The sequence below is a fragment of the Microvirga arvi genome, from assembly GCF_016892765.1.
Taxonomy (GTDB): domain Bacteria; phylum Pseudomonadota; class Alphaproteobacteria; order Rhizobiales; family Beijerinckiaceae; genus Microvirga; species Microvirga arvi.
On the sequence record NZ_JAFEMD010000043.1, the window covers coordinates 1 to 13,404 of the forward strand.

The following is a 13,404-nucleotide window of genomic DNA, read 5'->3' on the forward strand; positions in this document are numbered from 1 at the left end:
CGCTTCTTGGGCATTGTGGTCCTCCTGTGAGCCTCAAGACATACTTCAGGGTGGACCAGTTCAATGGGGGCGGATCAGCCACGACCCTGCTGCTGGCGGGCCTTGCGCTTTCGCTCACCTTCCTCGGCAGCGCCCCCACCGGCACCGTGGGCGTGCGTGCTCTCGACGTGGTGATCGTGAGCCTGTCCAGCCTCACGATCTTCCTGCTGCCGCTGATCGCGCTGCTGATCTCGCACGATGCTATCGTGGGCGAGATGGAGCGCGGCACTATGTTGCTACTTTTGAGCTACCCGGTGGCGCGCTGGCAGGTGCTGCTCGGCAAGTTCGTCGGCCACCTGTCGATCCTGGCCTTCGCGACCCTGCTGGGCTACGGCGCAGCCGCCGGTGCCCTGGCCGCAACGGGCGCGGAGATCGACGCGGAGAGCTGGCGGGCGTTCTCTTCCATGATCGGCTCGTCGATCCTGCTCGGCGCCGCGTTCATCGCCGTCGGGTATCTGGTCAGCGCGCTGGTGCGGGAGCGCGGTACGGCGGGCGGCATCGCCATCGGCGTCTGGCTGCTCTTCGTTCTGATCTACGATATGGCCTTGCTCGGGATGCTCGTGGTCGATCAGGGGCAGATCCTCTCGGGCGGGGTCCTCAATGCCCTCCTCCTGCTCAATCCGGCCGACGCCTATCGCCTGTTCAACCTGACGGGATCCGCCGGCGTCAGCGCCTTCTCCGGCATGGCCGGGGTGGCGCAGACCGCGACCCTGAACCCTTCCACCCTCCTTGCCGCGCTCGCCGCCTGGGCTCTCGTTCCGCTCGGCCTCGCAGCGCTTGCCTTCTCCAGGAGAGAACTATGAGAAAGACAATTCTCCTCGCGGCCTTTTCCGGTGCGCTCGCGCTCACTGGATGCAACGACCAGAAGACCGCCGAGGCCCCACCGCCGCCGGTGGAACTGACGGCAGCAGCCATCGGTCATTACTGCGGCATGAACGTGCTGGAGCACACGGGCCCGAAGGGGCAGATCATCCTGGCCAGCCGCAAGGAGCCGGTGTGGTTCTCGTCGGCGCGGGACGCGATCTCCTTCACCATGCTGCCGGAGGAGCCGAAGGACATCAGCGCGATCTACGTGTCGGACATGGCAAAGGCCCCGGACTGGGACAAGCCCGGCACGGGCAACTGGGTCGATGCGCGCAAGGCCTTCTTCGTGGTCGGCAGCCGGATGAAGGGCGGCATGGGCGCCGACGAGGCGGTGCCTTTCTCCGACAAAGAAGCGGCTGAGAAATTCGCGACCGAGAACGGCGGGCGCGTGATGGCCTTCGCGGACGTCCCCAAGGACTACGTCCTGGGCGCGACGGCCGAGACGACGAGTTCCGTCGAGGAGGGGCATGCCGGTCATGCTGACCACGACACTCCAGCCGCGCCAAAAGGTAGCCACGCCCACCACTAGGGAGGCCCCCATGTCCCCTCACCTCTCCCGCCGACGCCTCATCGGGGTCACGGCTGCCGCAGCAGGTCTCAGCCTTATGCCATTCGCCCTTGGGGCAAGGGCCGAGGCCCACCTCGTGACCTGGCGTGGTCAGGCGATGGGTGCGGTGGCAACCCTGCAAGTGCATCATCATGACCGCACCGTCGCCGAGCGCCTGGTCGAACGCTCGCTTGCGGAGGTTCGCCGCCTTGAGGCCGTGTTCAGCCTCTACCGGGAGGACTCGACGCTCTCCACTCTCAACCGCCAGGGCTTCCTGGTCGCGCCACCTGCGGAGTTCGTGCAACTCCTGTCGGAGTGCCGCCGCTGCTGGGAACTGACCGGCGGCGCGTTCGATCCGACCGTGCAGGCCCTGTGGGCGCTCTATCGGGACCACTTTTCCAGCCCCAACGCTGACCCGCAGGGGCCGCCTGCCTCCGCGGTCGGGGCAGTCCTGGAGCGTGTGGGCTTCGGCCAAGTAAGGTTCGACGCGAACCGGATCGCCCTGCCCCGGCGCGGCATGGGCCTGACCCTGAACGGCATTGCCCAGGGCTACGTCACCGACCGGGTCGTGGACATCCTGCGTGCCGGGGGCATCGAGAGCAGTCTCGTCGACATGGGCGAGCCGCGGGCCATCGGGCCACGCCCGTCGGGCGAGCCATGGCGTATTGGCATGGCAGATCCCGACCACCCGGACCAAGTCCGTGATACGGTCCACGCCATCGACCAGGCGGTCGCCACCTCCGGCAGCTATGGCTTCCGCTTCGATCCCGAAGGCCGCTTCAACCACCTGCTCGACCCGAGCACGGGGACATCAGCCCATCGATACCGAAGCGTCACGACCATCATGCCAACGGCAGCGGCGGCGGACGCGCTGTCGACCGCGTTCAGCCTGCTCCCGCCTGAGGACATCCGGCAGGCGGTCCAGCGGCTTGGAAAGGGGCGGGTCCACCTGCTCACGGCATCGGGAGAAACCATCATGCTCCACGCCTGAGCCCCGCGACGGTGCCAGGAACTGTACCAAGTGCGGATCATTGACCCACCATCCAACGGCAGGAGATTGACGATGACGGCACATCTTGGAGCAACCGCGCTCTGCGCCCTGCTCTTGGCCCTTCCGGCAACGGCCCAGCAGGAACAGCCACGTTCGATGACGCCCTCTCGGGCCGAGCAGAACCCGACGAGCAGCCCGATGGCCGATCCGCACAAAGACGGCGGTCGTCCCGAGAGCCACGGCGGCACGGTGCATGCGCCCCAGGTCAATGCCGCCGCTCCCTTGCCGGCCGAAATGAAGCCAACCGCCGAAAGCCTTGCCAGGAATGCGATCACGGCCCAGCAATACGGCAATCTCGCCTCGAAGCGCCACACGAGCGGTGCGGTGCACGATCTCGGCGACAAGATGATTCTCACCAACAGCCGGATCAACCGGGCCCTGACCGCCGCGGCCCCTGACCTGAGGGACGTCCAAATCCCGGAGAAGGAGCGTGGCACCTTCGACAGCTTGGCCCGCGACGCCGACGAGACGCAGTTCGGCGTCAATGTCGCCCAGTGGGTTGTGCAGTCATATCCGCAGGCGATCAGCGACCTGGAGAAGCTGGGTCAGCAGGGCCAGTTCAGCGAGTTGGCGAACGCAGCTGTGCCCGAGATGAAGTCTCAGCTTTCGGAAGCGCAACGGATACTCCAGTCTGCCAGCGCGGCACCGAATGGGCAGCCCGCCTCTACAGGCACCATTACGGAACCGAAGAAGAAGTCCGACTGATCGGCTAAAGGGGCTAGCGGACCGGCTCGATTACTTGAGTTAGTCCGCTAGGTCCGCACATCTTCTCCCGACTGCCCGACAACCTGCAAGGAGCCCTCCATGCGCAAAACTCTGATCGTATCCGTTTTCCTGGCCTTGGGCCCTACGCTCGCCCAAGCACAAGATGCGGCCAACGGCGAGAAAGTATTCGCCCAGTGTCGTGCCTGTCACCAAGTCGGCCCGACTGCCAAGAACGCGGTCGGCCCCGTGCTCAATGGTCTCTTTGGGCGCAACGCGGGAACGGTCGAGGGCTATAACTACTCCCCTGCCAACAAGAACTCAGGCATCACCTGGGACGAGGCAGTATTTGCCGAATACATCAAGGATCCCAAGGCCAAGGTGCCAGGCACGAAGATGGTCTATGCGGGCCTCAAGGACGAGCAGCGCATCAAGGACCTGATCGCCTACCTCAAGCAGTTCGATGCCGCGGGACAGAAGTCCGCAGGGCTTTCAGGGGTCCAGCAGCTCGCCGCCCGGTAAGATCCCCAACGGCAGGTATGGAGGCTCCAGGCGAACGGGAGCGAGCCATATCCCGTTTCTCGCCCGGCTTCTGCATACTCCCCCGATCACCCCGCCAAGTGCAGCCATCCCGGTTGCGTTCCACAGCATCCAGGAGAGACATCCAATGACCGATTCTTGGCTTTCTTCGCTGGTCACAGCGACACCCCAGGAGGGGTTCGACCTCGCCGTCAAGCTCTCACGGGTGGGCGTCAAGCTAACCCAACCTTCCGATCAGGTCCGGGACAAGCTGCGGGCGGCTTATGAGCAGGACTCCGCTCAACTCATCGCGATCTCTCAGGTAATCGCCATCCACTTTCAGACGATAGCCGCGGCAAACAACCATTGGCGGTCGTGAGGGGCAGCGATGTCCTTGCGGCGCATGCCGACAAGTCTCCTGCGCGGGCGGCGTCAACGGTAGTCTGGCCGGCCTGGGCAAAGAGGTGAAGCTCGCCTGCTGACGGCTGGAGGAGACATGCATACCATCGCCTTGCAGCCGTGCTGAACCTTTCGGGGTTCCGCCCTGTCCTGCCTTGGATGCGCACTAGCGCCGCGCGGCCCGCCGGGGCTTGGACTCCGGCGATGTCTCTTGGTACAGGAACCGGGCCACGGCCTCGACATCGGCGATGACCAACCGGCGCCGGGAGCGCCGGATCTGCCGCTGCGTCTCCCAGGCGCGCAGCGTCCGGCTCACAGTGGGCAGGGTGCTGCCGATGAGGTCCGCTAAGTCCTGGCGGCCAACCGGGAACGGGATCTCGACGCCATCGTCGGTCCGACGGCCGAAGGTGTCGACGAGCTTGAGGATCGCGCGCGCCAGACGGTGCTCGACCGGCTCGTTCGAGAGGTCCCGCAGCCGGTCCTCCATCTCGCGCAGGCGTGTCTCCAGATCGTGGATGACATTGAACGCCACGCGCGGCTGCCGGTCGATGAAGGTCCTGAGCAGCTCCGAGGGCCACTGCAGCTCCACGCCGTCCATGACCGACACGGCATCCACGGGATAGAACTTGTCCAGCAGGGCGGGGCTGCCGAAGACCTCGCCGGGCCTGACATACTTGACGATGATCCGAGCGCCCTTGGGTGTGGTCTGCATCAACTTGGCGGCACCGGAGGCGAGCACGTGTACCGAGCGGGCGGGCTGCCCGGCCGTGAAGAGCACCTCGTCGGCATGCACCGTCCGCCGCTGCGCCTGCCGCAGTAGGTCGGCGGCGACCTCCGGCGCAAGCCCGGCCAGAAGGCCTATGGTCTCCACACCATCACGCATGGGCTCGTCCCGGTCTCCGGCATCTGTTGGTCCATCGCTGGACCAACGCGCGGGTCCGGGCTCGGGTCGTTCGGTCAGGAGCATCGCTCAACCCGCAAAGCCAACGAGGTGAATCCGCCGGCCGGGTACGTCGCCCGCACCGGAGGCCTGTCCGGCATGAGCGCGAACGCACGCGTGCGGGCCAGGAGTTCCTCCATGACCACTCGCAGCTCCAGCCGGGCCAGCTCCGCTCCCGGGCAGACATGGATGCCGGCGCCGTAGAGCAGGTTGAGCGCCGGGTCACGGTCGAGCCGGAACGCGTCCGGATCGCCGAAGACGGCCTCGTCGCGGTTGGCCGAGGCCCAGATCAGGCTGATGCGCGCCCCCGCCTCTAGCCGGCGGCCCCCGATCTCCACCGCCCGGGTCGTCATCCGGCGGTTGGCGATCAGCGGGGCATGGATGCGCAGGATCTCGTCAATCGCAGCAGGCAGCAGCGGCACGTCCTCTCGGAGGCGCCACTGCAGGTCGGGACGGGTGGCCAGGTAGTGCGCCAGGATCCCGACGCTGGCCGCGATGGTGCCCAGCTCGCCCACCGTCCAGTTACGCACGATGCTGACGATCTCTTCGGCGGTCAGCGGCCGATCCCAAATCCGCTCAGCAAGCAGGCGGGTGGTGACGTCATCGGGCGCGGCATCCCCGGCTGTGCGGCGCGCGTCCAGCAGATCCCGGACAAAGCCGTCGAACTCCAGCGCCACGGCCGCGGTGGCGGCCCGGTCGCCGGAGAGCGTCGCCTCATGGTTGCGGCGGATCCATTGCCGCAGCGGTTCATGCAGCTCCGCCGGCCAGCCCATGAAGGCGCATTGGATCCGCAGAGCGAGGTCGTGGGCGAAGTCGCCCATCAGCTCGACCTCGCCGCTGGTCGGCAGGCGGTCCACCAAGTCGGCGGCAATGCCCCGGCAGGCTGGCTCGAATGCCCGCACCCGCTCCGGCGCGAAATACGGCTCGATGAGCGCCCGGTACGCAGTGTGCTCAGGCGGATCCATGCCGTTGGGCACGGAGGGGTGGAGGGAGACGGCGTTGCTGAAGGTGTCGTGGTCCTCCAGCACCCGCAGCACGTCCGCGTGCCCGAACACGGACCAGTGCAGATAATCGCTGCGGGCGACCGGACAGTGGCCGCGCATGCGGTCGTAGGCGGCGATCTGGTCATCAAAAACGGCCGGGGACCGTGGATCCCAGTCAAGCTGTGGGCTGTTGCTCATGAATATATCTGATGCCAGGAAGGGTGTGGGTGCTGTTTGCCGCTGAAGCGGGTGCTTGTCCTGGCCGCGTCACGCCCGGTGCAAAGTACCCGCGATGGGCGGTTCGGACCCGCCCCGAAGGCGCTGCCGCACCGCCATGAGGCCGATAGCAATCGGAAGCCCGATCATGGCCCCGAGGAGCGCCAGGCCCGCGGCAAGGGCCATCAGGGCCATCCCGGCCAGCAGCGCCAGGGCGGCGAGTCCCTGACCGAGAGCGCGCAGAAGGGAACGGTGGAACGAAGCGATCATCGGCAGGCTCCGAAGCGGACAATGCACGCTTGTCGCACCGCCGGTGGCGCGCTGCTTTGCTCCACGACAAACAAGCGTGCGTTTACGTGTGGTGCCGGGCGAGCGGTGGTCACTCGCCGAAATGGCCAGCCACCCGCGGAGCCGCCTTTAGTTCTGGAAGCCCTCGGCCAAGGATGGCCGGCGCAACGGCGGCGAGAGCCAGCAGGAGAAGGATCGCGGCCACGAAGAACGGGGCGCCCCAGGCGAGGGACGGACCGGGGTGGGACGCCCCCATGGCGAAGCTCGTGGTGAACAGAACCGGACCGACAAGGCCGCTCACCCCGCGCAGGCTGTTGAGGGCGCCCTGCAGCCGCCCCTGCTCCGAGGCCGCGATCCGCTGGGTCATCTCGCTTTGGGCCGCGGGGCCGAACAGGCCCCACAGCGCCGTCACGGGGATGGCCAGCCAGATCCAGCCCCCGCTCGGGGCAAGGCCGAAGAGCAGGGAGCCGGCGGCGCCACAGGCGAGGCCCGCCACCATGGTCGGCCGCTCGCCCAGTCGCGGCACGACACGGCGCACGAGCCCGCCCTGCACCACGGCTGAGGCGATGCCGACAGCCGCCAGCGAGAGGCCGATGGTGACCTGGTCCCACCCGTAGCGGTGGCCGGCATAGAGTACGAACACCGCCGGGAAGACCTCGTGCGCCAGGTTGGAAAGGAACAGCACTGCGGAAACCCGGAACACCTCCGTGTTCGAGCGCAGCAGCCGCAGGGCGGCCACGGGATTCGCCTTGCTCCAGGTGAACGGCGTGCGCCGCTCCTGTGGCAGCGACTCCGGCAGGACAAAGACGCCGTACAGCGCGTTAGCCAGACACAGCCCCGCCGCGATCCAGAACGGAAGCCGCAGGTCTACGGCACCGAGCATGCCGCCAAGGGCCGGCCCGGCGATGAAGCCAAAGGCGAAGGCCGCGCCGATCACGCCGAATCCGGCCGCGCGGCGGTCTGCGTCGGTGATGTCGGCGACATAGGCGAAGGCGGCGGTGAAGCTCGACGAGGCCAGGCCGCCAACGGCGCGCCCGACCAGGAGCCAGCCCACGCCGGGAGCGACGGCCATGAGCAGGTAGTCGAAACCGAGCGCCAGGTTGGACAGCAGGATGACGGGACGGCGCCCGACCGCGTCGGACAGCGCCCCCAGGACCGGTGCGCCAAAGAACTGCATCACGGCCCAGGTTAGGCCGAACAGTCCGTACACCTGCGCAGCGCTGACGGCCTCGCCGCCAAGGAAGTCCTGCACCAGGCGCGGCAGGACCGGGATGATGATGCCGAACGCCAACAGGTCGAGGGCGACCGTGATCACCAGAAAAGGCAAGGTTGCGCGGCGGGGACGACGAAATCGCATGGGCAGATGTTTCATCAGGTGTCCGAGGATGGCGGGTTCACAGGGAAATAGCGCGCTAGGGCGATCCGGTCCCGCCCGGATCCTCTCCCTGCCAACGGCCCTGGCTCTTCAAGGCGTCCACCACCTCGCGCGGCATGTAGTTCTCGTCATGCTTGGCGAGCACGGTGTCGGCCTTGAAGGTCCCGGCCGGATCGAGCATGCCCTCGGCGACGACACCCTGCCCCTCGCGGAACAGGTCGGGCAGAAGGCCTCGATACTGCACGCCCACCGCTCCGTTGGCATCCTCGATCCTGAAGGCGATGACCTGATCCCTGCCCCGTTGGACCGAGGCCTCCTGCACCAGGCCGCCGAGGCGGAAGCGGACGCCGGGCGCAACGCCCTTGGCCTGAACCTCTGTCGGCGTGTGGAAGAACACGATGGTGTCGCGCATGGCGAAGGAAACGAGGCCGAGCGCGGCGGCAATCGTGGCCAATCCAGTCCCGATCAGGGTAAGGCGCCTTTGCTTGCGGGTCATGCGTCAGGTCTCCAGGCTTGCAGTCACGCCCTTCTGTAGCACCGGCGCGGCGACCTGAATTTGACCGAGCGCAAGCACCTTGCCCTCAAAGGCTTTGGAGAGGCGGAGAGGCCATGCCATTCAGCCGCAGCCGACGGGCCCGGGCCGCATCCGTCATGCCCGGCTGGGCCGTGGGCGCGTGACCAAGTAGAGCGCGACACCGCCCATGATGAGAGCCAGGATCAGGTGCAGGGGCCTGCTGTCCGTGGACCACAGGATCGTTGCGTAGGAGAGACCAAGCGCGCCGACGGCCGCCGCCTTCGCGGGAAGCGGGATGGCTCCCTCGTCGCGCCAGTTCAGGAGCAGGGATCCGAACCTCGGGTGGCGGCAAAGCCGCTCGGCCCGCTCCGGATCGGAGCGGGCAAAGCACCAGACGGCGAGCAGCAGGAACGGCGTCGTGGGCAGGAGCGGCAGGACCAGGCCGAGCACGGCCAGCGTGATGCTCCCATACCCGAGACAGTGATGAAGCTTGCGCACAGGATCTAAAGCGGCTGCATCAGGAGACGACGTGGCACCGTTCCGCCTGCAGGGCCTTGATGGTTTCGGTGTTGGGGCAGTAGCGCTGCACCACGGGCGCCCACCCGCGGTCGAGATCGCGCCGGCAGCGCCGGGCAACCAAGCAGCCGGCACAGACGATGCTCATGTCGCGCATGACGTCCGGATGCGTGCGCCCGATCCTCTCGGGGACGAGGCCGCCGGCGCGCAGGAGCCGCGGCAATTCCCCGCCACCACCGGCGCCGCGCGCGGTCAGGCGGGTCAATAGGTCCGGGGAAAGCCCGACGTCCCGGGCCAGCGCCCCAAGCTCATCCGCATCAAGAGAGGTCAGTTCGTGGCCAGCCTTTCGGTTGGACCGCCAGCGTATGATCGTGGTCATCAAACCCATGGGAGCCTCCATGCTGTTCGACGATGCTGCCACAGGCTAGCGCCACGACTTTGCTCTGGAACAAACTCGGCAGCATTAGTTTCAGCAGAGCGGCTGAAATCCCGGCACCCTCTGGATCAGCGTCGAACGGTGGAAACGAAGGCGGCGCGGGGAACCGGTTGCCCAGCAATCGTGTGACAATGGGCGTGTGGTGTGACAAGACCAGAGACAACGACATCAACTGGTTTTCGACTCCATCCGTGCAGCCGATCTCTACGGAGTCTGGAACCGCTCTCTCGCGTTCCTCCACTGGCCCCTGCGTGAGCCGACCTCGACAAAGATCGCGCAGCATGAAAACGCACAAATCCAGCCAAGCCGCGCAGCAAGCAGGATCTCTTGGCTGCTCCCGTCCAGCGTGATGGCAAAAAGCCGCAAGACCACTGCTGCTGCAATCCAAGCATAAGCAAGGCTGGCCAGCAGTGCTGGCCGGAACGGTATCTTGGCACGTTTGCGTGTGACGCTGGTCATAACGGCTACTGCCGTCATTCCGAGACCGCCAACAGACCATACGTGGATGACCGCGGCATCAGGCAATGGGTAACCCGTCACCAGGGATACAGCCAGGCCCAGGAACCCGGCATTCAGACAGGCAACTCCCGCAAGAACTGCGATTACCCCTGCCACCGGATGGACCTTCCAGGGTCGGAGCAGGATCAGGCGGATAATCCCTAGTAACCCTGCGATGCACGCCGGAATCGAGGATGGCAAGCCCACCGACCACAGCGTGACCGCAGCGATGGCAGAAAGTCGGTGGCTCAGCAAGAGGCCTGCAACGGTCGACTTTGGAGGCTCCAATCCCTCGCGTTGGAAGGCTGCACCCATGAGGGCTGCCGCAATCCTGCCCCCCACCTCCAGGCAGAGCAGTACAACGGCAGAAAGGCAGATTCTGGTGAACGCAGGGTTCCAGCCCGGTACGCATGCCAGCACGAATCCGGCAACAGCGTGGATGCCGATCAAGGCGGTGATGTACGTGGTGCTGGCGGCTCTCGAACCTCTTGAGTGATGCATAACGATTGCCACTGCCGAGCAGGCGCCAATGGCGTGGAGCAGAAGACTGGCTTCCGGGGCGAAAAACCCAAAGATGAAGGCTGCTGCGTGGCAGGCGAGCAGGACTTCAAGGCTTCCACGAGGTGCAATGGTGCGCTTGGTCCAGCGCGGAAGCGCCACAGACAAGAAGCCGATCAGAAGGATCGGAACGAAGATCACCAACAACTCTCGAAGATGCCAGCTTGGATCACCGGCACCTGCTGCCATGGCCCTGATGGCTGACATGCATGCAAGCACAAAGGCGGCTCGAGACGTTTGGCCGCCCCACACTTCCGGTCCTTCTTTTTCGCTCTCGCGTCCCACAGATCCCTCGCTGGAGATTCTTGTCAACCAACTGCCTCAAATGGTGGCTTCTCAGGACTCGGGCTCAGGGAACGGTGGGTTCACCCGGAGGGTTAATGGATCCGTTCAGGTTTCCAGACCTTCCGCATGTTGATCACGCCCCGTAGCGTTTCGAAGGGGAGGCCATTAAACAGCAGCGGCTGCCGTGTGGTGCGCACCGGCGGTGCCACTGAAGAACCCATTGGAGAAGGATGCTTCTGCGCAGATCAGGTCGAGAGCATGTTGACCCTCCGCAGGATCGAGCATTCCATCGGCGACGCCGCGGAACGCGCCGGCAACAGCGATCATGTCGCAGGTCTGCGGCGAGAGGCGACAGGCAGCGACGCCCATCGCCGCCAGATCCGGAAGACTCCCGATTAGATTGGCGTAGGTCGAGGAGAGCGTCTGAACGCCGTTTACGGACAGGAACGCCTGCCCGTCCAGGGTGTCGGTCGGCAGCCCGTCAGGATCCTTGCCGCAGACGAACTGGCAATTGTCCTTCGTGAGCTTGTGAAGGCGGGCGTGATAGCAGCGGGCGGAGATTGCGAGCGGCACGCGTCCGAATGACCAGACCTCCAGTTGAACATCGGAGCACGCCTTCGCCAGGGCTGCTATGGAGCTTGCAGGCAGTTCGGGAGGCAGGCAGACGCGCCGCGCGCCGTTGCCCGCCAGCCAGGCCAGGGTCGATTCGTTGTAGACGTTGACGTAGGGCCCGACCGCGTGCGGACGGCCGACCAGATGGGCAAGGGCAGTGACGTCATTGGCCTCGACGAGGAGGTCCGCCTCTCGCGCGAGGGAGGCTGTCTGCCGGCGTTCCCGTTCCAGGGTGATCAGAGCCTGCGAGCTCAGCAGCACCTCCTTGCCCGCCGCGGCGAGGCGCTCCACCACCTCCGGCACCAGGTCTTGGAAGAACGGAAGCCGCTTCGAGCACACAACCTCACCGACACAGACGATGTCGACCGGAGCCTCGTCGGCAATGCGGAAATAGAAGTCGCGCCAGACGGAAGGCTCCCAGTTGTACAGGACCGGCCCGAGTGTCAGCTTCATGTCGTTCTCCTTGCCGGGTCATCGCCAGGTCTTGCGATAGGCGCCCAACGTGTTGCTCTGCCCTTCGCTTAGCGGCCGGAGCATGCCGGCCGGGATGGGGCGCCCCTCGTCCAGCGCAGACAAGGCCTCACGGAAGGAGCGCACCACGTTCTCAATGTAGGCGCGGCTGCGCTGCCGCCCCTCGATCTTCAGCGCCGTCACGCCCGCGTCCCGCAGGCCCGGCAGGAGCGTCGCGGCATCGAGGCTGACCGGGTCCTCAAAGATGTAGCCAGTCGACAAATCTGTCCTGAAGCGTCCCTTGCACAGGGTAGGGTACGCCGCCGGCTCGCCACTCCCGAACTTGTTGATGGTGAAGCCGCCGAGACGGGACGTGATCGTGCCGTGCTGCTCCTCATAGGCGACATGGCTGGCCGGCGAGCAGACGCCGTTCATGTTCGGCGACAGGCCGGTCGCGTAGGATGAGAGGGAGCAGCGTCCCTCCGCCATCACGCACAAGCCTCCGAATACGAAGACCTCGACCTCGCAGGCCGTGCCGCGCGTGATCGCAGCAATCTCCGGCACGCTCAGCACGCGCGGCAGCACAACCCGCTTGGCATTGAACCGCTCCACATAGAAGCGGATCGCGTCGACGTTGGCCGCCGCCGCTTGGACAGAGACATGCAGGCGTGTGCCAGGATAGTGCTCCGCCGTGTAAGCCATCAATCCAATGTCACAGAGGATGAGCGCAGCGGCGCCGGCTTTGACGGCATCATCGACAGCCTGATGCCAGAGGCCGATGGCTCCAGCGCGGGGAAACGTATTGATCGCCACTAGCACCTTCGCGCCGCGCCGATGCGCATAGGTCACCCCTTCCGCGAGTTCCTCCGGGCTGAAGTTCAGCCCAGGAAAGTTTCGGGCATTGGTCTCGTTGCGGAAGCCGCAATAGACGGCATCCGCTCCAGCATCGACGGCTGTGCGCAACGAGGACGGCGTGCCGGCCGGGCAAATCAGTTCCATGACGAAGCCTCACCTGATCCCGAAGCCGTGCTGCCAGGACGGTCGGCGGTGCTCCGGTTTCGCTGATGCCGCATCAGGGCTTCGCCGAATTGGCCCAGTGGGCCGAGCACGGCCGCTCCCTCCCTCAGGACGTCGACGCCGGCATCGTCGACGGCATTCCGGAGCGCCAGCACGGCCTCGATGTTTCCCTCAACCGCGATGGTCCGGGAGAAGAACAGCGCGTCGCCGTCAAAGGAGCCGTCGGCCATGCCGATCAGGGCACGAAGCGGGCCGGCGATCCTGGCATCGAGTCGCTCCGGCAGGGAGCGCACAACAACGATCCGCGGGGCGTGCGGCGCCGTGTGCAGTACGAAGGCGAACGGCAGATCGGATGGGGCGAGGCCGTAGCGTTTTCCTGCATGCGCACCGAGGCGGTCAAAGATGCGCGGGTGGTGGCGCACGATCCGGCGCAGCACAGCCGATAGGAACAGCTGGAGTGGCCCTAAGGGAAGAGGCCGCAGGGCAGCGGAAACAAAGGCCGGGAAGGCCGCGGTAGAGGTGTGCGATGGCGTCATGGAAGCATCCTTGAAGCCGCCCTACCACGAGCTGCCAAGCTTGTGTTTGCGCTGGAACA

General features: G+C 66.0%; 17 protein-coding genes. 6 read left to right on the plus strand and 11 right to left on the minus strand.

Features of this window, described 5'->3' with window-relative positions; all coding sequences use genetic code 11:
* The first annotated feature begins 26 nt into the window (after positions 1 to 26).
* The 6 genes from ILT44_RS21590 to ILT44_RS21615 all read left to right on the plus strand — a co-directional run bounded on the left by ILT44_RS21590 (position 27) and on the right by ILT44_RS21615 (position 4,101).
* Entirely contained in the window at positions 27 to 842 is an 816-nt protein-coding gene (locus tag ILT44_RS21590) for an ABC transporter permease (RefSeq protein ID WP_307826616.1), read from the plus strand.
* Positions 839 to 1,432, plus strand: a complete 594-nt coding sequence (locus ILT44_RS21595) for a nitrous oxide reductase accessory protein NosL (protein WP_204241686.1) — start codon at positions 839 to 841, stop codon at positions 1,430 to 1,432. Before ILT44_RS21590 ends, ILT44_RS21595 begins: the two co-directional genes overlap by 4 nt.
* Before the next feature lie 10 nt (positions 1,433 to 1,442).
* Complete coding sequence (locus ILT44_RS21600) at positions 1,443 to 2,441, plus strand: FAD:protein FMN transferase (RefSeq protein WP_204241687.1); 999 nt, start codon at positions 1,443 to 1,445, stop codon at positions 2,439 to 2,441.
* A gap of 72 nt (positions 2,442 to 2,513) precedes the next feature.
* Positions 2,514 to 3,206 (plus strand): DUF4142 domain-containing protein, encoded by a 693-nt coding sequence (locus ILT44_RS21605; RefSeq protein ID WP_204241688.1) that lies wholly within the window; start codon positions 2,514 to 2,516, stop codon positions 3,204 to 3,206.
* 99 nt (positions 3,207 to 3,305) lie between these two features.
* Entirely contained in the window at positions 3,306 to 3,725 is a 420-nt protein-coding gene (locus tag ILT44_RS21610) for a c-type cytochrome (RefSeq protein ID WP_201861236.1), read from the plus strand.
* Between the two features lie 145 nt (positions 3,726 to 3,870).
* Entirely contained in the window at positions 3,871 to 4,101 is a 231-nt protein-coding gene (locus ILT44_RS21615; RefSeq protein WP_204241689.1) for a hexameric tyrosine-coordinated heme protein, read from the plus strand.
* 186 nt (positions 4,102 to 4,287) lie between these two features.
* On the opposite strand, the gene ILT44_RS21620 is transcribed toward ILT44_RS21615, so the two are convergent.
* The 11 genes from ILT44_RS21620 to ubiT all read right to left on the minus strand — a co-directional run bounded on the left by ILT44_RS21620 (position 4,288) and on the right by ubiT (position 13,345).
* Complete coding sequence (locus ILT44_RS21620) at positions 4,288 to 5,004, minus strand: Crp/Fnr family transcriptional regulator (protein ID WP_204241690.1); 717 nt, start codon at positions 5,002 to 5,004, stop codon at positions 4,288 to 4,290.
* A gap of 74 nt (positions 5,005 to 5,078) precedes the next feature.
* Positions 5,079 to 6,242, minus strand: coding sequence for a cytochrome P450 (locus tag ILT44_RS21625; RefSeq protein ID WP_204241691.1), 1,164 nt, complete (start codon positions 6,240 to 6,242; stop codon positions 5,079 to 5,081).
* Positions 6,243 to 6,311: 69 nt separating this feature from the next.
* Positions 6,312 to 6,530, minus strand: coding sequence for a hypothetical protein (locus ILT44_RS21630; RefSeq protein ID WP_204241692.1), 219 nt, complete (start codon positions 6,528 to 6,530; stop codon positions 6,312 to 6,314).
* Between the two features lie 109 nt (positions 6,531 to 6,639).
* Complete coding sequence (locus ILT44_RS21635) at positions 6,640 to 7,905, minus strand: TCR/Tet family MFS transporter (RefSeq protein WP_204241693.1); 1,266 nt, start codon at positions 7,903 to 7,905, stop codon at positions 6,640 to 6,642.
* A 55-nt stretch (positions 7,906 to 7,960) separates the two neighbouring features.
* A complete protein-coding gene (gene ccmE, locus ILT44_RS21640; RefSeq protein ID WP_204241694.1) occupies positions 7,961 to 8,419 on the minus strand; it encodes a cytochrome c maturation protein CcmE in 459 nt (152 codons plus the stop codon).
* Between the two features lie 153 nt (positions 8,420 to 8,572).
* Positions 8,573 to 8,935, minus strand: a complete 363-nt coding sequence (locus tag ILT44_RS31515; protein ID WP_204241695.1) for a YbaN family protein — start codon at positions 8,933 to 8,935, stop codon at positions 8,573 to 8,575.
* Between the two features lie 19 nt (positions 8,936 to 8,954).
* On the minus strand, positions 8,955 to 9,332 hold the full coding sequence (locus ILT44_RS21650) for a hypothetical protein (protein WP_204241696.1): 378 nt from the start codon (positions 9,330 to 9,332) through the stop codon (positions 8,955 to 8,957).
* Between the two features lie 261 nt (positions 9,333 to 9,593).
* Positions 9,594 to 10,730 carry an NnrS family protein gene (locus tag ILT44_RS21655; RefSeq protein ID WP_204241697.1) on the minus strand — a complete coding sequence of 379 codons (1,137 nt, stop codon included), beginning with the start codon at positions 10,728 to 10,730 and terminating at the stop codon, positions 9,594 to 9,596.
* A gap of 165 nt (positions 10,731 to 10,895) precedes the next feature.
* On the minus strand, positions 10,896 to 11,795 hold the full coding sequence (ubiV, locus tag ILT44_RS21660; protein ID WP_204241698.1) for a ubiquinone anaerobic biosynthesis protein UbiV: 900 nt from the start codon (positions 11,793 to 11,795) through the stop codon (positions 10,896 to 10,898).
* Positions 11,796 to 11,813: 18 nt separating this feature from the next.
* Positions 11,814 to 12,791: a ubiquinone anaerobic biosynthesis protein UbiU gene (ubiU, locus tag ILT44_RS21665; RefSeq protein WP_204241699.1), complete on the minus strand. Its 978-nt coding sequence runs from the start codon at positions 12,789 to 12,791 to the stop codon at positions 11,814 to 11,816.
* Entirely contained in the window at positions 12,782 to 13,345 is a 564-nt protein-coding gene (gene ubiT, locus ILT44_RS21670) for a ubiquinone anaerobic biosynthesis accessory factor UbiT (RefSeq protein WP_201861248.1), read from the minus strand. The genes ubiU and ubiT overlap by 10 nt, the downstream gene beginning before the upstream one ends.
* Positions 13,346 to 13,404 lie beyond the last annotated feature (59 nt).